This is a genomic window from Enterobacter sp. ENT03 (assembly GCF_019218745.1).
GTDB lineage: Bacteria > Pseudomonadota > Gammaproteobacteria > Enterobacterales > Enterobacteriaceae > Enterobacter_D.
Map to the genome: position 1 here is coordinate 71,598 of NZ_JAHUXA010000003.1, position 24,256 is coordinate 95,853.

General features: G+C 57.0%; 22 protein-coding genes. 18 read left to right on the forward strand and 4 right to left on the reverse strand.

The features are described 5' to 3' along the window. Positions 1-7 precede the first annotated feature (7 nt). The 16 genes from KW828_RS06975 to KW828_RS07050 all read left to right on the forward strand — a co-directional run bounded on the left by KW828_RS06975 (position 8) and on the right by KW828_RS07050 (position 18,376). The gene (locus KW828_RS06975; protein ID WP_218335710.1) at positions 8-766 is read left to right on the forward strand and encodes a molecular chaperone; all 759 of its coding nucleotides are present in this window, start codon (positions 8-10) and stop codon (positions 764-766) included. After that, positions 742-3,138 carry a fimbria/pilus outer membrane usher protein gene (locus tag KW828_RS06980; RefSeq protein ID WP_218335711.1) on the forward strand — a complete coding sequence of 799 codons (2,397 nt, stop codon included), beginning with the start codon at positions 742-744 and terminating at the stop codon, positions 3,136-3,138. The genes KW828_RS06975 and KW828_RS06980 overlap by 25 nt, the downstream gene beginning before the upstream one ends. Beyond that, positions 3,138-4,106 (forward strand): spore coat U domain-containing protein, encoded by a 969-nt coding sequence (locus KW828_RS06985; protein WP_218335712.1) that lies wholly within the window; start codon positions 3,138-3,140, stop codon positions 4,104-4,106. Before KW828_RS06980 ends, KW828_RS06985 begins: the two co-directional genes overlap by 1 nt. Before the next feature lie 92 nt (positions 4,107-4,198). Continuing rightward, a complete protein-coding gene (tar, locus tag KW828_RS06990; RefSeq protein WP_218335713.1) occupies positions 4,199-5,860 on the forward strand; it encodes a methyl-accepting chemotaxis protein II in 1,662 nt (553 codons plus the stop codon). Positions 5,861-5,899: 39 nt separating this feature from the next. Continuing rightward, entirely contained in the window at positions 5,900-7,498 is a 1,599-nt protein-coding gene (gene tap / locus KW828_RS06995) for a methyl-accepting chemotaxis protein IV (protein ID WP_218335714.1), read from the forward strand. Between the two features lie 19 nt (positions 7,499-7,517). Continuing rightward, complete coding sequence (gene cheR / locus KW828_RS07000) at positions 7,518-8,384, forward strand: protein-glutamate O-methyltransferase CheR (RefSeq protein WP_218335715.1); 867 nt, start codon at positions 7,518-7,520, stop codon at positions 8,382-8,384. Next, positions 8,381-9,430: a protein-glutamate methylesterase/protein glutamine deamidase gene (gene cheB / locus KW828_RS07005; RefSeq protein WP_218335716.1), complete on the forward strand. Its 1,050-nt coding sequence runs from the start codon at positions 8,381-8,383 to the stop codon at positions 9,428-9,430. The genes cheR and cheB overlap by 4 nt, the downstream gene beginning before the upstream one ends. Before the next feature lie 16 nt (positions 9,431-9,446). Next, positions 9,447-9,836, forward strand: coding sequence for a chemotaxis response regulator CheY (cheY, locus tag KW828_RS07010; RefSeq protein ID WP_218335717.1), 390 nt, complete (start codon positions 9,447-9,449; stop codon positions 9,834-9,836). Positions 9,837-9,849: 13 nt separating this feature from the next. Further along, a complete protein-coding gene (gene cheZ / locus KW828_RS07015; protein WP_218335904.1) occupies positions 9,850-10,494 on the forward strand; it encodes a protein phosphatase CheZ in 645 nt (214 codons plus the stop codon). 237 nt (positions 10,495-10,731) lie between these two features. After that, complete coding sequence (gene flhB, locus KW828_RS07020; protein ID WP_218335718.1) at positions 10,732-11,880, forward strand: flagellar biosynthesis protein FlhB; 1,149 nt, start codon at positions 10,732-10,734, stop codon at positions 11,878-11,880. After that, the gene (gene flhA, locus KW828_RS07025; protein WP_218335719.1) at positions 11,873-13,951 is read left to right on the forward strand and encodes a flagellar biosynthesis protein FlhA; all 2,079 of its coding nucleotides are present in this window, start codon (positions 11,873-11,875) and stop codon (positions 13,949-13,951) included. Before flhB ends, flhA begins: the two co-directional genes overlap by 8 nt. After that, complete coding sequence (locus KW828_RS07030; RefSeq protein ID WP_218335720.1) at positions 13,951-14,343, forward strand: flagellar protein FlhE; 393 nt, start codon at positions 13,951-13,953, stop codon at positions 14,341-14,343. The genes flhA and KW828_RS07030 overlap by 1 nt, the downstream gene beginning before the upstream one ends. A 273-nt stretch (positions 14,344-14,616) precedes the next feature. Then, positions 14,617-16,203 (forward strand): MFS transporter, encoded by a 1,587-nt coding sequence (locus KW828_RS07035; protein ID WP_218335721.1) that lies wholly within the window; start codon positions 14,617-14,619, stop codon positions 16,201-16,203. After that, positions 16,204-17,343 (forward strand): glycoside hydrolase family 105 protein, encoded by a 1,140-nt coding sequence (locus KW828_RS07040; RefSeq protein WP_218335722.1) that lies wholly within the window; start codon positions 16,204-16,206, stop codon positions 17,341-17,343. It begins immediately after the preceding gene. Between the two features lie 269 nt (positions 17,344-17,612). Further along, positions 17,613-17,900 (forward strand): hypothetical protein, encoded by a 288-nt coding sequence (locus KW828_RS07045; protein WP_218335723.1) that lies wholly within the window; start codon positions 17,613-17,615, stop codon positions 17,898-17,900. Between the two features lie 38 nt (positions 17,901-17,938). Then, positions 17,939-18,376: a DUF3421 domain-containing protein gene (locus KW828_RS07050; protein WP_218335724.1), complete on the forward strand. Its 438-nt coding sequence runs from the start codon at positions 17,939-17,941 to the stop codon at positions 18,374-18,376. Positions 18,377-18,457: 81 nt separating this feature from the next. Here KW828_RS07050 and argS read toward each other — a convergent pair whose 3' ends face one another. After that, entirely contained in the window at positions 18,458-20,191 is a 1,734-nt protein-coding gene (gene argS / locus KW828_RS07055; protein ID WP_218335725.1) for an arginine--tRNA ligase, read from the reverse strand. Between the two features lie 245 nt (positions 20,192-20,436). Here argS and KW828_RS07060 point away from each other — a divergent pair, with 245 nt between their 5' ends. After that, on the forward strand, positions 20,437-20,997 hold the full coding sequence (locus tag KW828_RS07060) for a VOC family protein (RefSeq protein WP_218335726.1): 561 nt from the start codon (positions 20,437-20,439) through the stop codon (positions 20,995-20,997). A gap of 21 nt (positions 20,998-21,018) precedes the next feature. Continuing rightward, the gene (gene cutC / locus KW828_RS07065; protein ID WP_218335727.1) at positions 21,019-21,765 is read left to right on the forward strand and encodes a copper homeostasis protein CutC; all 747 of its coding nucleotides are present in this window, start codon (positions 21,019-21,021) and stop codon (positions 21,763-21,765) included. Between the two features lie 297 nt (positions 21,766-22,062). Here the strand turns inward: cutC and cmoB are convergent, their stop codons facing one another. The 3 genes from cmoB to KW828_RS07080 are packed head-to-tail and all read right to left on the reverse strand — an operon-like array spanning position 22,063 to position 24,210. After that, positions 22,063-23,034, reverse strand: a complete 972-nt coding sequence (gene cmoB / locus KW828_RS07070; RefSeq protein ID WP_218335728.1) for a tRNA 5-methoxyuridine(34)/uridine 5-oxyacetic acid(34) synthase CmoB — start codon at positions 23,032-23,034, stop codon at positions 22,063-22,065. Continuing rightward, positions 23,031-23,774 (reverse strand): carboxy-S-adenosyl-L-methionine synthase CmoA, encoded by a 744-nt coding sequence (cmoA, locus tag KW828_RS07075; protein ID WP_218335729.1) that lies wholly within the window; start codon positions 23,772-23,774, stop codon positions 23,031-23,033. Before cmoA ends, cmoB begins: the two co-directional genes overlap by 4 nt. Positions 23,775-23,814: 40 nt before the next feature. Further along, positions 23,815-24,210: an MAPEG family protein gene (locus tag KW828_RS07080; RefSeq protein WP_088218845.1), complete on the reverse strand. Its 396-nt coding sequence runs from the start codon at positions 24,208-24,210 to the stop codon at positions 23,815-23,817. Positions 24,211-24,256: the final 46 nt, after the last annotated feature.

The window sequence follows — 24,256 nt, forward strand, 5'->3', positions numbered from 1 at the left end:
GACGTCTATGAGCATTTATCCTCGACAGGCAGCGCTGCTGCTCACTACCGCGCTGGCCCTAAGTGCGCCGCAGGTACAGGCGGCAGCCACCATTCTGTTATGGCCTATCGATCCGTGGCTGGCAGCGGATACGCCCGCCACTGAACTGTGGATCCAGAACCAGGGCGACACCCCGACCACCATGCAAGTGCGCATCGTGCGCTGGCGTCAGGATGGCGGCAACGAACGCTACCAGCCGCAACAGGACGTGGTCGCCAGTCCACCTATTGTGCGCATTGAGAAGGGCAGCAAACAGCTGATCCGCCTTATCAAACAGACCACGGTGCCGGCAGGCGTCGAACAGGCTTACCGTATTATTGTTGATGAGATCCCCCAGCCCCAGGATGACAAAACACCGCAAATCGGGCTGAAGATCCAGATGCGTTATTCCATTCCGCTGTTTGCCTACGGGCAGGGCATCGCCACCCAGCGGGAAGGGGCGAACCACGCGCTGGTGGAGGCACGGGATCTGAGCTGGCGCGCCGTGCGCGACGGCGGCAAACCGGCCATCGAAATCACCAACCGCAGCGATGTGCATGTGCGGTTAAGTAACGTAAACGTTCAGCAGGGCGGTCAGAGCAGGGAACTGGCGGATGGTCTGCTGGGTTATGTTCTGCCCGGCAGCACCCGCCGTTTTCCGCTGCCCGCCGGTATCAGTTCCCCCTCTGCCATGACGGCCACCATTAACGCCAGGGATACGACATGGCAGTCAGCCCCCGCGCGCTGATCGCAATGATGATGCTGAGCCTCGGCAGTACCGGCAGCGTGCAGGCCGCCAACGGGGACGACGCATTGCCGCCGCCCCCTGATGCACAGGCGCTGAACGACGAGGCGACGTTTCACCTTGCGCTGGTGGTCAACTACCGTGATACGCAGCAGGTGGTGCCGGTGATCCGTCGGCAAAACGCCTTTTTTGTTGACAGCGAAAACCTCCGGCGCGCCGGACTGCCCGCCGACCGTCTGCCGAAGGGCGAGGTTAACGTCTCGGCGCTGCCGGAGGTGCGTGTCGAGTATGACAGCAGCGGCCAGCGGCTGATGCTGTTTGTGCCCCGCGAATGGGTGGGGGAAAACAGCACCTCGTTTACCGGCGACAGCGAACGCAGTGAACCGATGTATGGCCGTGGGGCGCTGCTCAACTACGACATCTACACCAGCCAGACGGAGAACATCGGCAGCCAGATCGCCCTGTGGCATGAGCTGCGTTTTTTTGAGCAAAACGCGGTGCTCAACTCTACCGGCACGCAGCGGCAAAATCTCTCCGGCGATGTGCAGCAAAAACAGGGTTATATCCGCTACGACACCACCTTAACCCTGACCAACGAAGACGACGCCACCGTGTGGGATCTGGGGGATGTGATTTCCGATTCCCTGAGCTGGAGCAACAGCGTGCGGCTTGGCGGCATTCGTTACGGACGGGATTTCACGGTGCGTCCCGACCTGGTCACCTGGCCGCTGCCGCAGTTTTCCGGCGAGGCGGCGGTGCCGACCTCCGTCGATGTGTTTATCAACGGCTATCGCGCCGGGAACACCCGCTTACAGCCGGGGCCATTTACGCTGACCAATCTGCCCTATATCAACGGCGCAGGGGATGCGGTGCTGGTGACCACCGATGCGCTGGGCCGTCAGGTGAGCACCACGCTGCCGTTTTATGTCGCCAGCGAGGTGCTGAAAAGTGGTCTCAGCGACGGCGCGATCAGCATCGGCAGCCTGCGGCGTAACTACGGCATCGACAATTTTGATTACGGCCCGGCCGCCGGTAGCGGCACGCTGCGCTACGGCCTGACCGATTATCTGACGCTGGAAGGCCACGGCGAAGCCGCGCAGGAGCTGGCGCTCGGCGGCGCGGGAGCGGTCGTTAAACTCGGCCAGTTCGGGGTGGTGAATTCGGCATGGACGCAAAGCCGGATGCGCGATAACAGCGGTAGCCAGTTCAACTGGGGCTACCAGTACAGCACCAGCCGCTTCAGTATCACCACCCAACACAGTCGCCGTGAGCGCGGCTTCGGCAACCTCGCGCTCTACGATCAGACGGCGCTCTACCAGTACGATGATGATAACCGCCGCCAGCCCGTCGCCACGCTGAGTCGCAATACCGAACAGTATTCGCTGACCTTCAATATGGGCGATTTCGGCAACGTCGGCGCGGCGTGGATCGGTGTCCGCAGCTTCGACAACGATAAAACCGAACTGTTAAACCTCTCCTGGAGCCGCAACCTGTGGGGCAGCAGCAGTATTAACCTTGCGGCCAGTCGCGACAATCAGCAAGGCGACTGGACCTTTGGCATGTCGCTGCAAATCCCGCTCGGCGAACGCGACAGTGCGGCCATCAGCGTCGAAAAACGGCCTTATTCTGGCAATACGCAGCGGGTGAACTACAACCACGCGATGCCAACCGACGGCGGCTTTAGCTGGAACATGGCCTATGCCCGTCAGTCCCAGGCCGACAGCTATCAACAGGCCACCCTCGGCTGGCGCAACAACCATGTGGAGTTGCAGGGCGGTGGCTACGGTGAAACCGATATGTTTACCTGGTGGGGGGAAGCCATGGGCTCGCTGGTGCTGATGGATAACCAGGTGTTCACCGCCAACAAAATCAACGATGCCTTTGTGGTGATCAGTACTGGCGGCAATCCGGCCGTCCCGGTCAACTATGAAAACCAGCCGGTGGGCACCACCGACGAAAACGGCTATCTGCTGATCAGCGGCGTGTCGGCGTACTACCCGGCGAGTTACAGCATTAACACGCTTAACTTACCGGCGGATACGCGCCTGAAAGAGACTGAACGGCGTATCTCCCTGCGGCGGCAGAGCGGTTATCTGGTGGAGTTTCCGATGGTGCAGGAGCGGGTGGCGAGCGTGATCCTGCATGATGAAAACGGCGAGGCGCTGCCGCTGGCAAGTCAGGTGTGGCGTGACGGCAAACCGACAGCCATCGTTGGCTATGACGGCATCGCCTGGCTGGAAAACCTCGACAGCGTAAATCCGCTGCGGGTGACGACCCCGGACAACAAAACCTGTTACACGACCCTGCAGGTGGGCGCGAATCCCGGTCATAAACTGCAAACTTTTGGTCCTCTTACCTGTCAGGAGAGACGCTGATGCTGCGCGCCGGTCTGTTACTGATCTTATTTATGGCCTTAAGCCCGCAGGCGCTGGCAGCCTGTACCGCCAGTACGGTGGCGGCGTCGTTTGGTCCGGTCACCTCGTTTGCGCTGAACACTACCGCGCAGACCACCACCGGGCAATTGATCGTGCAGTGTGACCGCGTGCTGGGGCTGCTGACGAATGACACCATCACCGTGAGCATGACCAGCGCCTCGTCGTCTGCCAGCAACCGCGCGGCGATGAAACGCACCGATAATCTGACGGTCACGGATCTCATCCCCATCAGCGTGTGCGGGCAATCCGGCTGTAACAACAACAGCGAAGTGACGATTAACGCCACGCCTTATACCTGGAACGCCTCGGCGCTGCTGGGGTTACTTGGCTCACAGCGTTATACGCTGCCGATCTTTTTGCGCACCGTCGCCGGGCAAAATGTCTCTGCGGGACCGTATCAGGTGACCCTTAATCTGACCGTCAATTACAACGTCTGTGCGCTGGGGGCGCTCGGCCTGTGCGGCACACCGCAAAGCGGCACGGTGAATACCACGTTGCAGGTTAACGGCACCATCACCAATGACTGCTCAACCATCACCGCCCCGGCGGTCAATTTCGGCAGTTCACCGCTGGTGCAGAACTTCCCGACCATCTCACAGGCGGTGACCATGACCTGCACCAAAGGCAGCAATTACACCGTCGGGCTGAGCAACGGGCTGTACCCGAACGGCGCGGTACGCAACATGGCGAGCGGCAATAACCGCCTGAGCTATGAGATCTACAAAGGCAACACCACTAACCGCTGGGGCAGCACCGGCAGCGAGCGCTGGGACAGCGGCTTGTCATCGCAGCTCAGCGGTGATGGCCTGACCCGCACCTTTAATTACACCGCCAAAGTGCTCACTACGCAGGCCACGCCGCCTGGCGGGACCTATGAAGACACGGTGATTGTGGATGTCGCCTTTTAGGACTGCGCTGATTTTTTACTTTTCGCAAATGTAAAGTTCCCTTAAGTCGTGCCGATAACACCGTTAATAAGTCATCAATAAGGTGTTGTTGCATGTTGAATCGTATCCGTGTTGTCACCATGCTGATGATGGTGCTGGTGGTCTTCGCACTTCTGCAGCTGGTTTCCGGTGGTCTGCTGTTTTCTTCCCTGAAAGAAAACCAACAGAGTTTTGCTGTTTCTAACGATCTCCGCTCGCAGCAAGCCGAGCTGACCAGCACCTGGGAGCTGATGCTGCAAACGCGCATCAACTTAAGCCGCTCGGCGGCGCGCATGATGATGGATGCGAACAATCAACAAAGCAGCGCCAAAACGGATCTGCTGAAAAACGCCCATGCCTCGCTGGCTGAGGCGGCAAAACATTACGAGGCTTACCAGGCACTCCCGGCCCAGGCCTCAATGGTGCAGGCCGCACAGACGCTGGATGAAAAATACCGCGCGTATTCAACGGCCCTCGCTGAGCTGATCCAGTTCCTGGAAACCGGCAACATGGATGCCTATTTCGCCCAGCCGACGCAAGGTATGCAGAACGGCATGAGCGATGCCATGAAACAGTACGCCACCCTGAGCGCGTCGCTGTATCAGGACGCCTTCACGCAAAGCGTCAGTGATTACCGCTTTGCCAAATGGCAAATGGCAACCCTCGCGGTGGCGTTAGTGCTGGTGCTGATGGTGGTGTGGTTCGGCATCCGTAAAATCCTGCTCGATCCGCTTAACCGCGTGATCCGCCATATCCGCGAGATCGCCCAGGGCGATCTGACGCAAACGCTGGCCATTGAAGGTCACAACGAAATGACCGATCTGGCGGACAGCGTGAACCACATGCAGCAGTCGTTGAGCGATACCGTGACCCGCGTGCGTCAGGGATCGGACGCCATTTACAGCGGCACCAGCGAAATCGCCCTCGGCAACCAGGATCTCTCTTCGCGTACCGAACAGCAGGCCTCTGCGCTGGAGGAAACCGCTGCCAGCATGGAGCAGTTGACCTCCACCGTGAAGCAGAACGCTGACAACGCCCGCCAGGCCTCACAGCTGGCGCAAAGCGCCTCCGACATCGCTGAACGCGGCGGCAACGTGGTGAACAGCGTGGTGAAAACCATGTCGGACATCGCCGGCAGCTCGAAGAAAATTGCTGACATTACCAGTGTGATCGACGGCATCGCTTTCCAGACCAATATCCTCGCGCTCAACGCCGCGGTGGAAGCGGCCCGCGCCGGAGAGCAGGGACGCGGCTTTGCCGTGGTGGCCGGGGAAGTGCGTAACCTCGCCAGCCGCAGCGCCCAGGCGGCAAAAGAGATCAAAGCACTGATTGAAGACTCCGTCTCGCGTGTTGATACCGGCTCTGAGCTGGTGGAGAGCGCCGGGGAAACCATGAACGATATTGTCAACGCGGTTACCCGCGTCACTGACATCATGGGTGAAATTGCTTCCGCGTCGGATGAACAGAGCCGCGGGATCGATCAGGTTGCGCTGGCGATTTCCGAGATGGATCGCGTCACGCAGCAGAATGCGTCGCTGGTACAAGAGTCTGCGGCTGCTGCCGCGGCATTAGAAGAACAAGCCAGCCGACTGAATATGGCCGTATCCGCTTTCCGTCTTGCCACTGTACCCGGCATACCGGCAAAGCCTGGCGTCACGCCATCGTCTGTGATCCCACAGGCGGTGGCCGCCCGTCAGACCCGCACCGGACAAGATGCTAACTGGGAAACTTTTTAAGTGACAGCAACGTGGCAATGCCACCTGATGGGAGCGTGAATGTTTAATCGTATTCGTATCTCGACCACACTTTTTCTGATTTTGATTGTTTGCGGCATTTTGCAGGTAGGCAGTAACGGGTTGTCGTTCTGGGCGTTTCGCGATGGCTATCAGCATCTCGAACAGATCGAGAAGAGCAATCTGCAACGTAACACGCTGGCGCAAATACGCACCACCCTGTTACAGGCCGGGATCGCGCTGAACAAGGCGGGCACGCTGACCGCGCTGGCATACCCGCCGGAAGATATTAAAGGACTGATGGTGACGGCGAAGGAGAGTTTGCAGCAGGCGCAAAACCAGCTGAAAACCTTTCTCGCCATTGAAGCGACGTCTGCCGAGGGCAACGCGCTGAAAGAGAAAACGAAAACGGCGTTTACCGCCTGGCATGACGATTTAAGCCATCAGGCCACCTGGCTTGAGAACAACCAGCTGTCGGATTTTATGACCGCACCGGTTGAAACCTCCCAGGCGGCGTTTGATAACAACTTTATGGCCTGGCAGAAGCATATTGACGCATTTGTGGAAACCGCCAGCGTCAACGGGCAGAAAAATTACCATATGTCGGCGGTGATCTTCTTCACCGTGGTGGTCCTTGCGGCGCTGCTGACCACCAGCGCGCTGTACTGGTCACGCAAAATGATTGTGCAGCCGCTGGCGATCATCAGCAGCCACTTTGACAGCATCGCCGCCGGCGATCTGGCGCGACCGGTGCTGGTGTACGGACGTAACGAGATCTCGGCGATTTTTGCCAGTCTGAAGACCATGCAGACCGCACTGCGCGGCACCGTGACCGAGGTACGTAACGGCAGTAACGCCATGCACACCGGTATTGCCGAAATTGCCGCCGGTAACAACGATCTCTCGTCGCGCACTGAACAGCAGGCCGCGTCGCTGGCCCAAACCGCCGCCAGTATGGAGCAGTTGACCGCCACCGTCGGGCAGAACGCCGACAACGCCCGTCAGGCGTCGGGGCTGGCGTCCAGCGCGGCAGAAACCGCGCGTAAAGGCGGCGAGCAAACCACCCGCGTGGCGCAAACCATGCAGGACATTGCCGCCAGTTCGCAAAAAATCGGCGACATCATCAGCGTGATCGATGGTATTGCCTTCCAGACCAATATCCTTGCGCTGAACGCCGCCGTCGAAGCGGCGAGGGCAGGGGAACAGGGCCGCGGTTTCGCCGTGGTGGCGGGCGAAGTGCGTAACCTCGCGAGTCGCAGTGCGCAGGCGGCAAAAGAGATCAAGGGCCTGATTGAAGAGTCCGTCTCCCGCGTGCAGCAAGGTTCCGGGCTGGTGGGTACCGCCGCCCAGACCATGACCGACATCGTGCGGTCTGTTACCCAGGTCAACGACATCATGGGCGAAATCGCCTCGGCGTCGGATGAACAACGCCGCGGTATCGAACAGGTCGCCCTTGCGGTCAGCCAGATGGATCAGGTGACGCAGCAGAACGCCGCGTTGGTAGAAGAAGGGGCGTCGGCCACCGAACAACTGGCCAATCAGGCAGACCATCTGACATCACTGGTCGCCGTATTTAAGCTCGATGAACACCATTCAACACCTGCCGGGACACTGCCTGAAGCCGTGCCCGTTGTAACCTGAAAGTAATTAAGAAGGCGCTATGACCTCATCCATGCCCAACGGGCAAACATCGCTGCTGTTACAGATGACACAACGTCTGGCGTTGTCCGACACGCAATTTCGTCGGATATGTGAACTGATTTACCAGCGTGCAGGGATTGTACTGGCTGACCATAAGCGTGACATGGTTTACAACCGCCTTGTTCGCCGCTTACGCGCGCTGGGCCTGGATGATTTTGGTCGCTACCTGAGCATGCTGGAAGCGAACCAGAGTAATGCCGAGTGGCAGGCGTTTATTAACTCCCTGACCACTAACCTGACGGCGTTTTTCCGTGAAGCACACCACTTCCCGGTGCTGGCTGACCACGCCCGCAAACGCAGCGGAGAATACCGCGTGTGGTGCGCGGCGGCCTCCACCGGCGAAGAGCCGTATTCGATTGCTATCACGCTTGCCGATGCGCTGGGGATGGCACCGGGTCGCTTTAAGGTGATCGCCAGCGACATCGATACTGAAGTGCTACAGAAAGCCAAAAGCGGGATCTACCGCGTGGACGAGCTGAAAACGCTCTCTCCGCAGCAGTTACAGCGCTATTTCATGCGCGGTACGGGTCCACACGACGGCCTGGTGCGCGTACGTCAGGAGCTGGCGAATTACATTGAATTCACCCCCGTTAACCTGCTGGCGAAGCAGTACAACGTACAGGGACCGTTCGACTCGATCTTTTGTCGTAACGTAATGATTTATTTTGATAAAACGACACAGCAGGACATTTTGCGCCGTTTTGCACCGTTGCTTAAGCCCGACGGATTACTGTTTGCCGGGCACTCGGAGAATTTTAGCAACCTCGCGCGTGAGTTTACCCTTCGTGGGCAGACTGTTTATGCGCTGAGTAAGGAAAAAGCATGAGTAAAATCAGGGTATTGTCCGTTGATGACTCCGCACTGATGCGCCAGATTATGACGGAAATCATCAACAGCCACAGCGATATGGAGATGGTGGCAACCGCGCCAGATCCGCTGGTGGCGAGGGATTTAATCAAAAAATTTAACCCCGATGTCCTGACGCTGGATGTTGAAATGCCGCGCATGGATGGGCTGGATTTTCTTGAAAAGCTGATGCGTCTGCGGCCGATGCCGGTGGTGATGGTTTCTTCATTAACCGGCAAAGGTTCAGAGGTCACGTTGCGCGCGCTGGAGCTGGGGGCGATTGATTTCGTCACCAAACCGCAGCTGGGTATTCGCGAAGGGATGCTGGCGTACAGCGAGATGATCGCAGAAAAAGTGCGTACCGCGTCCCGTGCGAAGCTGGCGGCGCATAAGCCGACCGCCGCACCGGTTACCCTGAAAGCCGGGCCGCTGCTCAGCTCAGAAAAACTGCTGGTGATCGGCGCGTCCACCGGCGGCACCGAAGCGATCCGTCATGTGCTGCAACCGCTGCCGCTCTCAAGCCCGGCGGTATTAATTACCCAGCATATGCCGCCTGGTTTTACCCGTTCTTTTGCCGAGCGTCTGAACAAACTCTGTCAGATTAGCGTGAAAGAAGCAGAGGACGGAGAGCGTGTATTGCCAGGACACGCCTATATTGCGCCCGGTGATCGGCACATGGAACTGTCGCGCAGTGGGGCAAACTATCAAATCAAGATCCATGACGGCCCGGCGGTTAATCGCCATCGTCCGTCTGTGGATGTGCTCTTTCATTCGGTGGCGAAGTTCGCAGGTCGTAATGCCGTGGGGGTGATCCTCACCGGTATGGGCAACGACGGCGCGGCCGGTATGTTAGCGATGCACCAGGCGGGCGCCTGGACCATCGCACAAAACGAAGCAAGTTGTGTGGTGTTCGGCATGCCGCGCGAGGCTATCAATATGGGTGGCGTTAGCGAAGTGGTCGATCTTAGCCAGGTAAGCCAGCAGATGCTGGCAAAAATCAGTGCCGGACAGGCAATACGTATTTAACGAGGAGTGTAGTTTTATGGCGGACAAAGAGCTCAAGTTTCTGGTTGTGGATGACTTTTCCACCATGCGTCGCATCGTGCGCAACCTGCTGAAAGAGCTGGGTTTCAACAACGTCGAAGAAGCAGAAGATGGCGTTGACGCGCTGAATAAACTGCAGGCGGGTGGTTTCGGTTTCGTGATTTCTGACTGGAACATGCCGAACATGGACGGTCTGGAACTGTTAAAAACCATTCGTGCCAGCGGCACCATGGCATCGCTACCGGTGCTGATGGTCACAGCGGAAGCGAAAAAAGAGAACATCATTGCGGCCGCGCAGGCAGGCGCAAGCGGCTACGTGGTGAAACCGTTCACCGCGGCAACACTCGAAGAGAAACTTGGCAAGATCTTCGAGAAACTTGGCATGTGAGGGCAGGATAATGATGCATCAACCGCAGATTAAACCGTCAGACGAAAACGCTGCCGGAGACATTATCGCCCGTATCGGTAGCCTGACACGTATGCTGCGCGACAGCCTGCGTGAGCTGGGGCTGGATCAGGCGATTGCCGAAGCGGCAGAAGCCATTCCGGACGCGCGCGACCGTCTTGACTATGTTGTGCAGATGACGGCGCAGGCCGCTGAACGTGCGCTTAACAGCGTCGAAGCCTCGCAGCCGCATCAGGATGCCATGGAGTCCGGCGCGAAAGCGCTGACCAAACGCTGGGATGAGTGGTTTGAAAATCCTATCGAGCTGACGGATGCCAAAGCGCTGGTGACCGATACGCGTCAGTATCTTGGCGACGTGCCGGGTCATACCAGCTTCACTAACGCCCAGCTGCTCGACATCATGATGGCGCAGGATTTCCAGGATCTGACCGGTCAGGTGATCAAGCGCATGATGGACGTGATCCAGGAAATCGAGCGTCAGCTGCTGATGGTGCTGCTCGACAACATGCCGGAACCGGCTGCGCGCGCGAAACGTGAAAACGAGAGCCTGCTGAACGGACCGCAACTGGACACCACCAAAGCAGGCGTTGTTGCCAGCCAGGACCAGGTCGACGACCTGCTGGACAGCCTCGGCTTCTGACCGTCAATCCCGCTTTCCGTCTGCGCAGTCCGGCAGACGGGGAGCGGGGTTAATGGTTTTGCCTCGATTTTCTGCATTCTTTGCATTCTCTGCCTTCTCTGCCTTCTCCCGATGCTGCGTACACGCCGCAGGGTTCCTGTTGCCTGAAAAAACCGCCTTTTAGTCTCGCTTATCTGCCCATTGCTCCGGCTTGTCTCTGGCATCATGCTACAAACTTGTATCTCCGGAACTTCGGCTGTGTCAGAAGATAGCGACGACAAAACAGAAGCCCCCACACCCCAACGACTAGACAAAGCGCGTGAGGAAGGGCAGATCCCCCGATCCAAAGAACTGACGTCACTGCTGATTTTAGTGGTGGGCGTAAGCATCGTCTGGATTGGCGGGGAGTCGATCGCCCGACGGCTGGCGGGGCTACTGTCATCGGGGTTACGGTTTGACCACGGTATTATCAACGACCAGAAGCTGATCCTGGGGCAGATAATTTTGCTGGTGAAAGAGGCGATGTATGCGCTGCTGCCGCTGATCACCGGCGTGGTGATCATCGCACTGGTTTCACCCATCCTGCTGGGCGGCTTGATTTTCAGCACCAAATCGCTGGCGTTTAAATTTTCCAAGCTCAATCCCATCACCGGTATCGGACGTCTGTTTTCCGCGCAGGTGGGGGCAGAGCTGCTGAAAGCGGTGCTGAAATCGGTGCTGATGGGCGGCGTGGCCGGGCTGTATCTGTGGAACAAATGGCCGGAAATTATGCGGCTGATGAGCGAAGCGCCGACCACGGCGATGAACAACGCCCTCGACCTGGTGGGCATGTGCGTGCTGCTGGTGGTGCTGAGTATCATCCCGATGGTGGGCTTTGACGTTGGTTTCCAGCTCTATAGCCACTTCAAGAAACTGCGCATGTCCCGTCAGGATATTCGCGACGAATTCAAACAGACCGAAGGCGACCCGCACGTGAAAGGGCGCATCCGGCAGATGCAGCGCGCGGCGGCGCGTCGTCGCATGATGGCCGATGTGCCGACGGCAGATGTGATCGTCACCAACCCGACGCACTACTCCGTGGCGCTGAAGTATGACGAAAACAAAATGAGCGCGCCGAAAGTGATCGCCAAAGGCGCCGGGCTTGTGGCCCTGCGCATCCGTGAAATTGGCAACGAGAACCGAATTCCTACCCTTGAAGCTCCCCCGCTGGCACGTGCGCTATATCGTCATGCGGAAATTGGTCAGCAGATCCCAGGGCAGCTTTACGGCGCCGTGGCAGAAGTGCTGGCCTGGGTATGGCAGCTGAAACGCTGGCGTCTGGCGGGTGGTAGTGCACCTGTTAAACCTGCAAATCTTCCTGTGCCTGAAGCACTGGATTTTATGAACGAGAAGGACACTGATGAATAATCTGGTGGCAAAGTTGCGCTTACCTGGCAACATGAAGTCGATTCAGTGGCAGATCCTTGCCGGACCGATCCTCATAATGCTTATTTTGTCGATGATGGTGCTGCCGCTTCCGGCGTTCATTCTTGACCTGTTATTTACGTTCAACATTGCGCTGTCGATTATGGTGCTGCTGGTGGCAATGTTCACTCAGCGTACGCTGGAGTTCGCCGCGTTCCCGACGATCCTGCTGTTTACCACCTTGCTGCGTCTGGCGCTGAACGTCGCCTCGACCCGTATCATTCTGATGGACGGACACACCGGCGGCGCGGCGGCAGGTAAAGTGGTTGAAGCCTTTGGCCACTTCCTTGTGGGCGGTAACTTCGCCATCGGTATCGTGGTGTTTATTATCCTCGTCATTATCAACTTTATGGTGATCACCAAAGGTGCCGGGCGTATTGCGGAAGTGGGCGCGCGCTTTGTGCTGGACGGGATGCCGGGTAAACAGATGGCGATCGACGCCGATCTGAACGCCGGGCTGATTGGCGAAGAAGAAGCGAAAAAACGTCGCTCTGAGGTGACGCAGGAAGCCGATTTCTACGGCTCAATGGACGGGGCGAGTAAGTTTGTGCGTGGCGACGCCATCGCGGGCATCCTGATCATGGTGATTAACGTGGTCGGCGGCCTGCTGGTGGGCGTACTGCAACACGGGATGGACGTCGGACATGCGGCGGAAAGCTATACGCTGCTCACCATCGGTGATGGCCTGGTGGCGCAGATCCCGGCGCTGGTGATCTCTACCGCGGCGGGCGTGATCGTCACCCGTGTGGCAACCGATGAAGATGTTGGCCAACAGATGGTGAGCCAGCTGTTCACCAACCCAAGCGTCATGGTGTTAAGCGCCGCGGTGCTGGGTCTGCTGGGCCTTGTGCCGGGGATGCCAAACTTTGTCTTCCTGCTGTTTACGGCGGGGTTACTGGGTCTGGCCTGGTGGCTGCGCGGTCGCGAACAGCAAGCGCCGGTGGAAGCCGCTCCGGTCAAAATGCCGGAAAATACCCAGGCGGTGGAAGCCACCTGGGGTGATGTGCAGCTGGAAGATCCGCTGGGCATGGAAGTGGGCTACCGCCTGATCCCGATGGTGGATATGCAGCAGGATGGCGAGCTGTTAGGCCGCATCCGCAGTATTCGTAAGAAATTCGCGCAGGATATGGGCTTTCTGCCGCCAGTGGTGCATATCCGCGACAACATGGATCTGCCGCCGGCGCGTTACCGTATTCTGATGAAAGGCGTGGAAATTGGCAGCGGCGATGCGTATCCGGGCCGCTGGCTGGCGATTAACCCTGGCACCGCAGCGGGTACGCTGCCGGGTGAGCAGACTGTCGATCCGGCCTTTGGTCTGGCGGCGATCTGGATCGAAAGCGCCCTGAAAGAGCAGGCGCAGATCCAGGGTTACACCGTAGTGGAAGCCAGTACCGTGGTGGCAACACACCTCAACCATTTGATCGGCCAGTACTCGGCTGAACTCTTTGGTCGTCAGGAAGCCCAGCAGTTGCTGGATCGCGTCGCGCAGGAGATGCCGAAGCTGACAGAAGATCTGGTGCCGGGCGTGGTGACGCTGACCACGCTGCATAAAGTGCTGCAAAATCTGCTGGAAGAAAAAGTGCCGATCCGCGATATGCGCACCATTCTGGAAACGCTGGCGGAACATGCGCCGGTGCAAAACGATCCGCATGAACTGACGACGGTGGTCCGCGTGGCGCTGGGTCGCGCCATTACCCAACAATGGTTCCCAGGCAGCGGCGAAGTGCAGGTGATTGGTCTGGATACGCCGCTTGAACGTCTGCTGTTGCAGGCCTTGCAGGGCGGCGGCGGTCTGGAGCCGGGGCTGGCGGATCGTCTGCTGGCGCAAACCCAGGAAGCGCTGGCCCGACAGGAGATGCTCGGCGCGCCGCCGGTTCTGCTGGTGAACCATGCGCTGCGTCCGCTGCTGTCGCGCTTCCTGCGCCGCAGTCTGCCGCAGCTGGTAGTGCTGTCGAACATGGAGCTGTCGGATAACCGCAGCATCCGTATGACTGCCACCATCGGAGGTAAATAATGCGCGCACTGGCATGGTTAATCGCACTGCCGCTGGTCGCGCAGGCGGCGGGTGAGGGAGCGTGGCAGGCCAGCAGCATCGGCATCACGCTGAATCATCGTGGACAGGCGGCGTCATCTCAGCCGCTGTCGGCCTCCCAACCCGCCAGCGGCGTGATGACGCTGGTGGCCTGGCGCTACGAGCTGAACGGTCCGACCCCGGCGGGGCTGCTGGTGCGTCTGTGCTCGCAAACGCGCTGCGTGGAACTGGACGGCGAAAGCGGCACCACCATGGGCTTTGCTAATGTTTCGGCAGCAGAGCCGCTGCGTTTTGTCTGGGAAGTGCCCGGCGGCGGTCGCTTGATCCCGGCGCTAAAAGTCAGTCGCAACGAAGTCATCGTTAACTACCGCTAATCGCCCGTCTTTTAACCCGCCACTGTTGATTTCTTCTGCAATCCGGTGGCGGGCTCTCATAATTTGACCCCGCCTTTTGAACCACAAGAAACACTGTTTTATAAATCAGTGACACGCATGATGAGACTCTTTGCATTTTTGCCAGTTGCGTCCGTATGCTGGCAGAAACAGAAAGGTATCTCTCATCACATAATTCTACTTTAGCCGTGTAATGTTCCTCTCAGGCTACGCCAATTGCCTGAGGGCTCCCAATAACAAAAAGGGTTTGCGGCAATGAAAACACGTAAAATTGGACTGGCAAACTACCTGGCTTATGGCTCGGGTGATTTCCTGGGGGCGGGCACCACAGCGCTGACCGCCGCCTGGCTCCTCTACTTCTACACTACCTTCTGTGGCTTAACTCCCATCGAAGCGACCTTTATCTTTGCCACCGCCAGGGTTCTGGACGCGGTGATAAGCCCGCTGATGGGCTTTTTAACCGATAACTTTGGCTCGACCTGGCTGGGGAAACGCTTCGGGCGTCGTAAGTTCTTTATCATGCTCGGCATTCCGTGCGTGTTCAGCTACTCCATCATGTGGGTAGGGGACATGGGCTTCTGGTATTACCTGCTGACCTACCTGATTTTTGACATCGTCTACACCATGATCCTGGTGCCCTATGAAACCCTGGTGCCGGAGATGACCGATGATTTCAAACAGAAAACCAAATTCTCTGGCGCGCGTATCGGTATGGCGCAGATGTCCGCCATTCTGGCGTCGTTCCTGCCAGGCATTCTGTTAACCCATTTCGGTAAAGACAATCCGGTTTCCTTCTTTTATGCCAGCCTGGTGTTCTCGGTGCTGTGTGCGCTGATGCTGACTTTTGTGTGGTTCTTCACCTGGGAACGGCCGCGGGAAGACTGGACAGAGGCGGCACTGCGGGCGGAAGAAGAGAAGAAACATCTGACCTTTGGCCAGAGCATGAAACGTCTGTTCGTCGAGCTCAGCTCCACGCTCCGTATTAAGATCTTCCGTCAACATCTGGGCATGTACCTCGGCGGCTATATCGCGCAGGACGTGTTCAACGCCGTGTTTACCTACTATGTGGTGTTCGTGCTGATGCAGGATGCGTCTATGGCGTCGAACCTGCTGGGCACCATGGCCATCTTCCAGTTCATCGCGGTCATCATGATGATCCCGCTGTGTATCCGTTTCGGACCAGCGCCGTCCTACCGTATGGTGGTGGTGCTGTTTGGTCTGAGCTCGGTTTCTTACGCCATTCTCTACTATGCCGGTCTGAGCGATATTTATTCGCTGTTACTGCTGATTTCTGCGGTGGCGGGACTGGGACGCGGCGGCATCAACTATGTGCCGTGGAATACCTATACCTATATCGCTGATATTGACGAAGTGGTGACCGGCCAGCGCCGTGAAGGGATTTTCGCCGGTATTATGACCCTGACGCGTAAAGCCTCCCAGGCGGGTGCCATCATGCTGGTGGGTATCATCATGCAGGCATCTGGTTTTGTTTCCGGCCAGAAAACCCAGGTGGAGTCAGTCAGCCATACCATTCTGATGATCCTCTGCTTCGGTACCGTGGCGGTGCTGCTGTGCGGCTTCCTGGTCTCCCTGCGCTTCAAACTGAACCTGAAAACCCATAGCGTGCTGCGCCAGGAAACCGAGAAGATGCGCCAGACAGGCCGCGTGATGCCGGAAACCGTCACCCCGGAAGCCCGTGCGACGGTAGAAATGCTGGCGGGGATGCCGCTCGAATCCCTGTGGGGCAATAACAACATTGGCTATCTGAACCGTAATAAGCCAGCCCCGGGTTCTCTCAAAGCTCGCGCCACGACTGAATTCAATACTCAAGAGGTGAAGTAAATGATTGTTTATCCTGTCAAATATAGCCCTTTACTGTGTCAGCCGGAGCGTTTTATTGCCCGCGATGAACTGAAGGCACTGATCCAGAAAGTGACCCATAACCTGGTTAACATTCGGGATGAATCCGGTGAGTTTTTACTGCGATTAGATGACGGACGCATCATTGATACCAAAGGCTGGGCGGGCTGGGAATGGACGCACGGTGTCGGTCTGTATGGCATCTGGCAGTACTACCAGCAGACCGGCGATCTGGCGATGCGCGATATTATCGACGGCTGGTTTGCCGACCGCTTTGCAGAAGGCGCGACCACCAAAAATGTCAACACCATGGCGCCGTTCCTGACGCTGGCGTACCGTTATGAAGAGAGCCGCAATCCGGCGTATCTGCCATGGCTGGAAAGCTGGGCAGAGTGGGCGATGCACGACATGCCGCGCACCGATCACGGCGGTATGCAGCACATCACGCTGGCCGAAGAGAATCATCAGCAAATGTGGGATGACACACTGATGATGACCGTGCTGCCACTGGCGAAAATCGGCAAGCTGCTGGATCGCCCGGCGTATGTGGAAGAGGCGGTGTATCAGTTTCTGCTGCACGTGCAGAACCTCATGGATCGGGAAACCGGGCTGTGGTTCCACGGCTGGAATTACGAAGGCAACCATAACTTTGCGAAAGCGCGCTGGGCGCGGGGCAACAGCTGGCTGACCATCGTGATCCCGGACTTCGTGGAGCTGGTGGATCTGCCGGAAAACAACGCTGTGCGTCGCTATCTGGTGCAGGTGCTGAATGCGCAGGTCGCGGCGCTGGCGAAATGCCAGGATGACAGCGGTCTGTGGCATACGCTGCTCGACGATCCGCAGTCGTATCTGGAATCCTCGGCAACGGCAGGTTTTGCCTACGGCATTCTGAAAGCGGTGCGTAAGCGCTATATCAGTCAGGAGTATGCGGCGGTGGCGGAGAAAGCCATCAAAGGGATCGTGCAGAACATTTCGCCGGAAGGGGAGCTGTTGCAGACGTCGTTTGGCACCGGCATGGGATCGGATCTGGAGTTCTATCGTAATATCCCGCGCACCTCGATGCCCTACGGGCAGGCGATGGCGATGTTATGTCTGACGGAGTATTTGCGGAAATACTTCTAAACGATTGTGTTAACTGAAACCGGTCAGCATTGCTGGCCGGTTTTTTATTATTAAAAGCATTTGGAACTATATTTATATTGTATGTGATCATTGCAAATATTTATGTGCATTATTAATGAAGCCTTTTCAATTATTAATTTACCGGAATTGGTGGCTTTGTATATTTTTTGAAGCCAGGTCACATTCCAGTAATCATTACCGTCTTAAGCTGTTTTTGCGTTAACGAGAAATTAACTGGAAGCTCAATCTGAAATATTAAGGACACTAATATGAATAAATTCGGTGGGTGGTCATTCAATCCGACAGTGAATAAAAATATCCCTGCCATGCAAGTGGAGCATCTGGATATATTTAATCAGGCGTTTGAGGGATTTGACGGTGCCGGTTATGAACCATTGATGCATCTCGGTCAACAGTTGGTATCAGGCATGAATCATAGCTTTATTGCGAAACAAAGCCTGCTCACGTCCAGTCCTGAACACATCGCGGTAGTTAAAGTCACTATTTATGTGCCGCTAGACGCTGCGCCGGTTATCACTGCCATTGAGGCTATTTGATTCAGCTCGCGATGATCCTGGAAAGAAGGAGTTTTATTATGTGGAAAGTCCCCGACAATAGATTTATTCCGTTAGATTGCCCGGTTGCAGGTTATGAAAAAGGTGTTCCGGGTGTACAGGGTTCTGCGCCGATATTTATCATTCGCGCACGTATTAAGGGCGGCATTCATCCGGGGAAATGGGTTTATGGAAATAGCGCATATGTTCCCTGGGGTGGCACCGAATACACTGTTACAGAGTTCGAAATATATACCGGCCCGGTGAAATGGGTGCCGGTAAAAGGAAAAAATATCCCTCTTGACGCGCTGGTGGGTGGGCAAGAAGAAGATGGCCGTCGACTCTATATTGCGCGAGCGAAGTTTGAGCAGGGATTATTTACTGGTAAAGCAGGAAGTCATTTAGCGAAGGGCTGTAGCGTAAGCTACAAGGGCAAAGAACACGATATTGACGAGTATGAAGTGCTGGTTCAGGCCTAACGGTTTTCCTGTCCTGTAACGATCTGGCCCGCCGCTTTATTCCCTGCATCCCCAGGTGAATAAAATGGCGGGCTTTTTGCATTACATACGTTCTACGGTTTCGATACCCAGCGTATCCAGACCCAGCTTCAGCGTTTTCGCCGTCAGCAGTGCCAGCTTCAGGCGGCTCTGACGGGTAGTTTCGTTTTCAGCGCTGAGGATCGGGCAGTGCTCATAGAAGCCGGAGAACAGACCTGCCAGATCGTACAGATACGTACACATCACGTGCGGTGTGCCTTCACGGGCAACCACGGTCAGCGTTTCTTCAAACTGAATCAGGCGGGCCGCCAGCTGCACTTCGCGATCTTCGGTGAGGATCACCGGCGCATCGCTGAGGGTGCTTTCGTCCAGACCGGCCTTACGGAAGACGGACAGCACGCGGGTGTAGGCGTACTGCATGTACGGCGCGGTATTGCCCTCAAACGCCAGCATGTTGTCCCAGTCGAAGATGTAGTCGGTGGTACGGCTCTTGGAGAGATCCGCGTACTTCACCGCGCCGATACCAACCGCGTTGGCCAGTTTTTCCAGCTCGTCTGCCGGCATGTCCGGGTTCTTCTCGGCAACCAGACGACGTGCGCGCTCCAGCGCTTCATCCAGCAGATCTGCCAGCTTCACTGTCCCGCCAGCGCGAGTTTTGAACGGCTTGCCGTCTTTGCCGAGCATCATGCCGAACATATGGTGTTCCAGCGGCACGCTCTCCGGTACGTAACCGGCTTTACGCACGATGGTCCACGCCTGCATCAGGTGCTGGTGCTGACGGGAGTCGATGTAATACAGCACGCGATCCGCATGCAGCGTTTCATAGCGGTATTTCGCGCAGGCGATGTCCGTGGTGGTGTAGAGGTAGCCGCCATCCTTTTTCTGGATGATGACGCCCATCGGCTCGCCTTCTTTATTTTTGTACTCATCGAGGAAGACTACGGTTGCGCCTTCGCTTTCCACCGCCAGACCTTTTTCTTTCAGATCGGCCACGATGCCCGGCAGCATCGGGTTGTACAGGCTTTCACCCATTACATCTTTGCGGGTCAGCGTTACGTTCAGACGCTCATAGGTGATCTGGTTCTGGGTCATGGTGATGTCGACCAGCTTGCGCCACATCTCACGGCAGTATTCGTCGCCGCTTTGCAGTTTCACCACGTAGTTACGGGCGCGCTCGGCAAAGGCGGCATCGGCGTCGTAATGGGTTTTGGCAGCGCGGTAGAACTCTTCCAGATCCGCCAGCGCCATTTCACCGGCGTTTTCTTGCTGCTTCAGCTCCAGGAAGGCGATCAGCATACCGAACTGGGTGCCCCAGTCGCCGACGTGGTTGGCGCGAATGACGTTATGGCCGAGGAACTCCAGCGTGCGCACTGACGCATCACCAATAATGGTTGAGCGCAGGTGGCCAACGTGCATCTCTTTGGCGACGTTAGGCGCGGAGTAATCGACAACCACGGTTTGCGGCGCAGGGCGGGAGACGCCAAGGCGATCGGACGCCAGCGCCTGATCGACCTGGGCTGCCAGAAATGCAGGCTCAAGGAAAATATTGATAAAGCCAGGTCCGGCGATTTCCACTTTGCTGGCAATGCCGCTGAGATCGAGATGAGTCAGCACCTGCTCTGCAACTTGTCGCGGCGGCATGCCCAGTTTTTTCGCAACTGCCATCACGCCATTAGCCTGATAGTCGCCAAACTGTACTTTTGCTGACTGACGAACCTGCGGTTCGCAATCCGCAGGCGCACCTGCGGCAATCAGTGCCTGACTGACTTTTTCTGAGAGAAGAGCCTGAATATTCACCGTGATACCTTTGGTTAATGGCGCAGCGCGTAAGGGCTGGCTGCGCCCGGATGTTGATCATCAAAGGCGGGAGTATACTGCAATTGGCCCGTGCCGTCAGCCCTGCGACCGGGTGCAGAATGCGCAAATAAACTGCCGCAGATCCATGAATAATCATTCAGTTGCACCACCAGCAAATCATCGGTTGGTAAGCCACCGGCAACAGGGTAAATTAGCGGTTTTGCGACCCGTGAAAGGCAATGACGATGGCAGACTGGCAGACAATTGATGAACTGCATGATATTTCCGCGGATTTACCGCGCTTCACCCAGGCGTTAACAGAACTTGCCACCCGGCTCGGTCTGGATATTGCGCCTCTTGATGCCGATCACATTTCCCTGCGCTGTCATCAGAATGCCACCGCCGAACGCTGGCGCGCCGGGCTTGAGCAGTGCGGGGATTTACTTAGCGAAACGCTGATCAACGGGCGGCCCATCTGCCTGTTTACGCTGCACGAGCCGGTCAGGGTGGCACACTGGCAGTTTACGATAGTGGAATTGCCGTGGCCGGGGGAGAAGCGCTATCCCCACGAAGGCTGGGAGCATATCGAAATTGTGCTGCCCGGCGATCCAGAAAGCCTGAATGCCCGGGCGCTGGCGCTGCTGGCGGATGAGGGGCTGAGCCAGCCGGGTATTTTTGTGAAAACCAGCGCCCCGAAAGGGGCGCGTGAGCGTCTGCCGAATCCTACGCTCGCGGTCACCGACGGCAAGGTGACGATCAAATTCCATCCGTGGTCGATTGAGGACATCGTTGCCAGCGAACGCTAACCGGCATTTAAGGAGAAAACCGTGGCATTACTGGAAATCTGTTGTTACAGCGAGGAGAGCGCGATCGTTGCCGCACAGCACGGCGCCGATCGCATTGAGCTATGTGCCGCGCCGAATGAGGGCGGGCTGACCGTCTCATACGGTGTGTTAAAACGGGTGCGGCAACGCGTGACCATTCCGGTACATCCGATTGTGCGTCCGCGCGGCGGGGATTTTTGCTATAGCGCTGCCGAGTTCAGCGCCATGCTGGAAGACATCGCGCTGATCAAATCGCTGGGTTATCCGGGCGTGGTCATCGGGGTGCTGGATGAAGACGGGAACGTCGATGTGCCCCGCATGCGGCACATAATGGCGGCTGCGGCCGGCATGGCGGTCACTTTTCATCGGGCGTTCGATATGTGTCAAAATCCGCATGAAGCGTTTGATAAGCTGGGGGATTTAGGCGTGGCGCGTATCCTCACTTCGGGGCAACAGGCGTCGGCGGAGCAAGGAGTTTCATTAATTACGGAACTAAAAGCACGATCCGGTGTTCCAATCATTATGGCTGGTGCAGGTGTACGCCTTTCTAACCTTGAACGGTTGCTCGACGCGGGTATCGCGGAGGTGCATAGTTCAGCGGGAAGGTGGACGCCGTCACCCATGCGTTATCGTCATTCAGGATTGTCGATGTCTTCGGATGCCAGCGCGGATGAATATTCCCGTTATGGCGTTGATGGCGACGCGGTTTCTGAGATGAAAGCGATGATTGCCCGTCATCGCTTTTGTTAACCCTTTTTACCGCGCATCATGTCGCCCAATGTGATGCTTGCTTGTACCAGGCCCCTGCAATTTCAACAGGGGCCTTTTTTTATCTTTTTCCTGCCGGGTTTCGGCCTGCAACTGCGTTGGCTTTCCTCGCGCACCCCGGTCACTTACTTATGTAAGCTCCCGGGGATTTGCTGCGTCGCCGCCTTGTTGCAGACCGAACCCGTTTGGAAAAAGTACATTGATGACCAGTTAAATTGATGGTCGGTTAAATTGTAGGCCCGGCAAGCTTGCGCCGCCGGGCAAGCGTCCGACTCCAGATCACGGCTTGCGGGCAATCAATACCGCGCGCTGTGGGGCCGGGTAACCTTCCACCGTTTTGCTGGTATCAAGCGGATCGAGGAACTCGGCCAGCGATTCGGTGATCATCCAGTCCGTGCGCCGTTGCTCGTCAACAGACGTCACGCTGACGTCGGCGATACGCACATCCACGAAGCCACATTTTTCCAGCCAGTTTTTCAGTGCCAGCGCCGACGGGATAAAATAGACGTTACGCATCTGCGCATAACGATCGCCCGGTACCAGCACGGCGTTTTCATCCCCTTCAATGACCAGCGTTTCCAGCACAAGCTCGCCATCTTTCACCAGTTGATCTTTCAGTTGCCACAGATGCTCCAGCGGCGAGCGGCGGTGATACAGCACGCCCATCGAAAACACGGTGTCGAAAGCGTTGAGCGCCGGCAGCTGCTCAATGCCGAGCGGCAGCAGATGCGCGCGCTGATCGTTGCCCAGCAGTTTGCGCACGGCTTCGAACTGGCATAAAAAGAGCTGCATCGGATCGATACCTACCGCCAGATGCGCCCCTGCGCCGATCATGCGCCACAGGTGATAACCGCTACCGCAGCCGACATCCAGAATGGTGCGCCCGGTCAGATCCGACAGATGTGGCAGCACGCGATCCCACTTCCAGTCGGAGCGCCATTCGGTATTAATGTCCACGCCATAGAGCGAAAACGGCCCTTTGCGCCACGGCATCAGGTTACGCAGCAGCGTTTCAATACGTCTGATTTGCCCGTCGCTTAACGGTGTTTCGCTTTCGGCGGTCACGCTGTGCAGCAGATCCAGCCGATAGGGCGTCATCTCTGGCAAGAATTCAACGGCGTTATTCCACTGCTTAAACTGACCATGCAGGGCTTCGCGCTGCCAGCTGGCGATCTGCGCGGGCAGGGTTTCCAGCCAGTGGGAGAGGTGATTTTTAGCGATGAGCTGATAAAAATTGCCGAACTCGATCATTGTGTATCTCCGGCTTTCAGCGCCACCAGCGAGCCAAAGTTAAAGCACTGGAACCAGAGTTCGCTGTGTTCAAAACCGGCCTTGTGCAGGCGCGCTTTGTGCGTCTCCACGGAATCCGTCAGCATGACGTTTTCCAGCATGCTGCGCTTCTGGCTGATTTCCAGTTCGCTATAGCCATTAGCACGCTTGAAGTCGTGATGCATGTTGAACAGCAACTCACCCACCTCGGCATCTTCGAAGCTGAATTTCTCCGACAGCACCAGCGCGCCGCCGGGGACCAGCCCCTGATAAATGTTATCCAGCAGCGCCTGACGTTCGGCAGGTTCAAGGAATTGCAGGGTGAAGTTCAGCACCACCATCGAGGCATTTTCAATGCGCACCGTGCGGATGTCGCCTTCCACGACCTCCACCGGCGTCGGGGCTTTAAAGGCTTCGATATGACGGCGGCAGCGTTCGATCATCGCCGGAGAATTATCAACGGCAATGATTTTACAGCCGTCGTGGGCGATGTTGCGGCGCACCGACAGCGTTGCCGCACCCAGAGAACAGCCCAGATCGTAGACCTGCGTATTCGGCGTGACGAAACGTCCGGCCAGCATGCCGATCATAGAGATGATATTCGAGTAGCCCGGAACGGAGCGCTGGATCATATCCGGGAAGACTTCGGCTACCCGTTCATCAAATGTCCAGTCGCCCAGGCTGGCGATTGGCGCAGAAAAAAGCGTGTCGCGGTGAGGCATAACGTAAAAATCCGAGAAAACAAAAGTGGCGTATTGTGCGCTAATGCAGGGAGAAAACCAACTCCCAGGGCATATACCACAGGTTAGCCAGCACCAGCAGGATAAGCGCACACCAGGTGGCGCTCATGGCGGAACGACGCCAGAAGAACAGGTGATGGTGTAATCCGTAGTAATGCATCAGCCGTCCGCTAACCAGCAGCAGACCGCAAAAGTGTACCATCCAGGTTTCTGCGCCGTTCATTTCCATAAACAGCAGCAGGATCAGGCCGACGGGCAGATACTCCACCGCGTTACCATGTATACGGATCGCCGTTTGCAGTTCGCTATAACCGCCATCGCCGAGGGAAACCCGGTACTGCATGCGTAACCGTACGACATCAATGGAAAACTTCACCAACAGCAAAACGCTCAGCACGGCATACAGCGCGCTAACCATAACAACTCCGTTATAGGGACAAAGATGGCACCCCTCTATGATAGCG

Coding starts and splice junctions, on each gene's coding strand:
- KW828_RS06975 (WP_218335710.1), top strand. CDS start 8: ATGAGCATTTATCCTCGACAGGCAGCGCTGCTGCTCACTACCGCGCTG.
- KW828_RS06985 (WP_218335712.1), top strand. CDS start 3,138: ATGCTGCGCGCCGGTCTGTTACTGATCTTATTTATGGCCTTAAGCCCG.
- KW828_RS07035 (WP_218335721.1), top strand. CDS start 14,617: ATGAAAACACGTAAAATTGGACTGGCAAACTACCTGGCTTATGGCTCG.
- KW828_RS07050 (WP_218335724.1), top strand. CDS start 17,939: ATGTGGAAAGTCCCCGACAATAGATTTATTCCGTTAGATTGCCCGGTT.
- KW828_RS07060 (WP_218335726.1), top strand. CDS start 20,437: ATGGCAGACTGGCAGACAATTGATGAACTGCATGATATTTCCGCGGAT.
- cmoA (WP_218335729.1), bottom strand. CDS start 23,774: ATGCCTCACCGCGACACGCTTTTTTCTGCGCCAATCGCCAGCCTGGGC.
- cheR (WP_218335715.1), top strand. CDS start 7,518: ATGACCTCATCCATGCCCAACGGGCAAACATCGCTGCTGTTACAGATG.
- KW828_RS07040 (WP_218335722.1), top strand. CDS start 16,204: ATGATTGTTTATCCTGTCAAATATAGCCCTTTACTGTGTCAGCCGGAG.
- tap (WP_218335714.1), top strand. CDS start 5,900: ATGTTTAATCGTATTCGTATCTCGACCACACTTTTTCTGATTTTGATT.
- KW828_RS07045 (WP_218335723.1), top strand. CDS start 17,613: ATGAATAAATTCGGTGGGTGGTCATTCAATCCGACAGTGAATAAAAAT.
- cmoB (WP_218335728.1), bottom strand. CDS start 23,034: ATGATCGAGTTCGGCAATTTTTATCAGCTCATCGCTAAAAATCACCTC.
- cheZ (WP_218335904.1), top strand. CDS start 9,850: ATGCATCAACCGCAGATTAAACCGTCAGACGAAAACGCTGCCGGAGAC.
- cheY (WP_218335717.1), top strand. CDS start 9,447: ATGGCGGACAAAGAGCTCAAGTTTCTGGTTGTGGATGACTTTTCCACC.
- flhA (WP_218335719.1), top strand. CDS start 11,873: ATGAATAATCTGGTGGCAAAGTTGCGCTTACCTGGCAACATGAAGTCG.
- tar (WP_218335713.1), top strand. CDS start 4,199: ATGTTGAATCGTATCCGTGTTGTCACCATGCTGATGATGGTGCTGGTG.
- KW828_RS07080 (WP_088218845.1), bottom strand. CDS start 24,210: ATGGTTAGCGCGCTGTATGCCGTGCTGAGCGTTTTGCTGTTGGTGAAG.
- KW828_RS06980 (WP_218335711.1), top strand. CDS start 742: ATGGCAGTCAGCCCCCGCGCGCTGATCGCAATGATGATGCTGAGCCTC.
- cheB (WP_218335716.1), top strand. CDS start 8,381: ATGAGTAAAATCAGGGTATTGTCCGTTGATGACTCCGCACTGATGCGC.
- KW828_RS07030 (WP_218335720.1), top strand. CDS start 13,951: ATGCGCGCACTGGCATGGTTAATCGCACTGCCGCTGGTCGCGCAGGCG.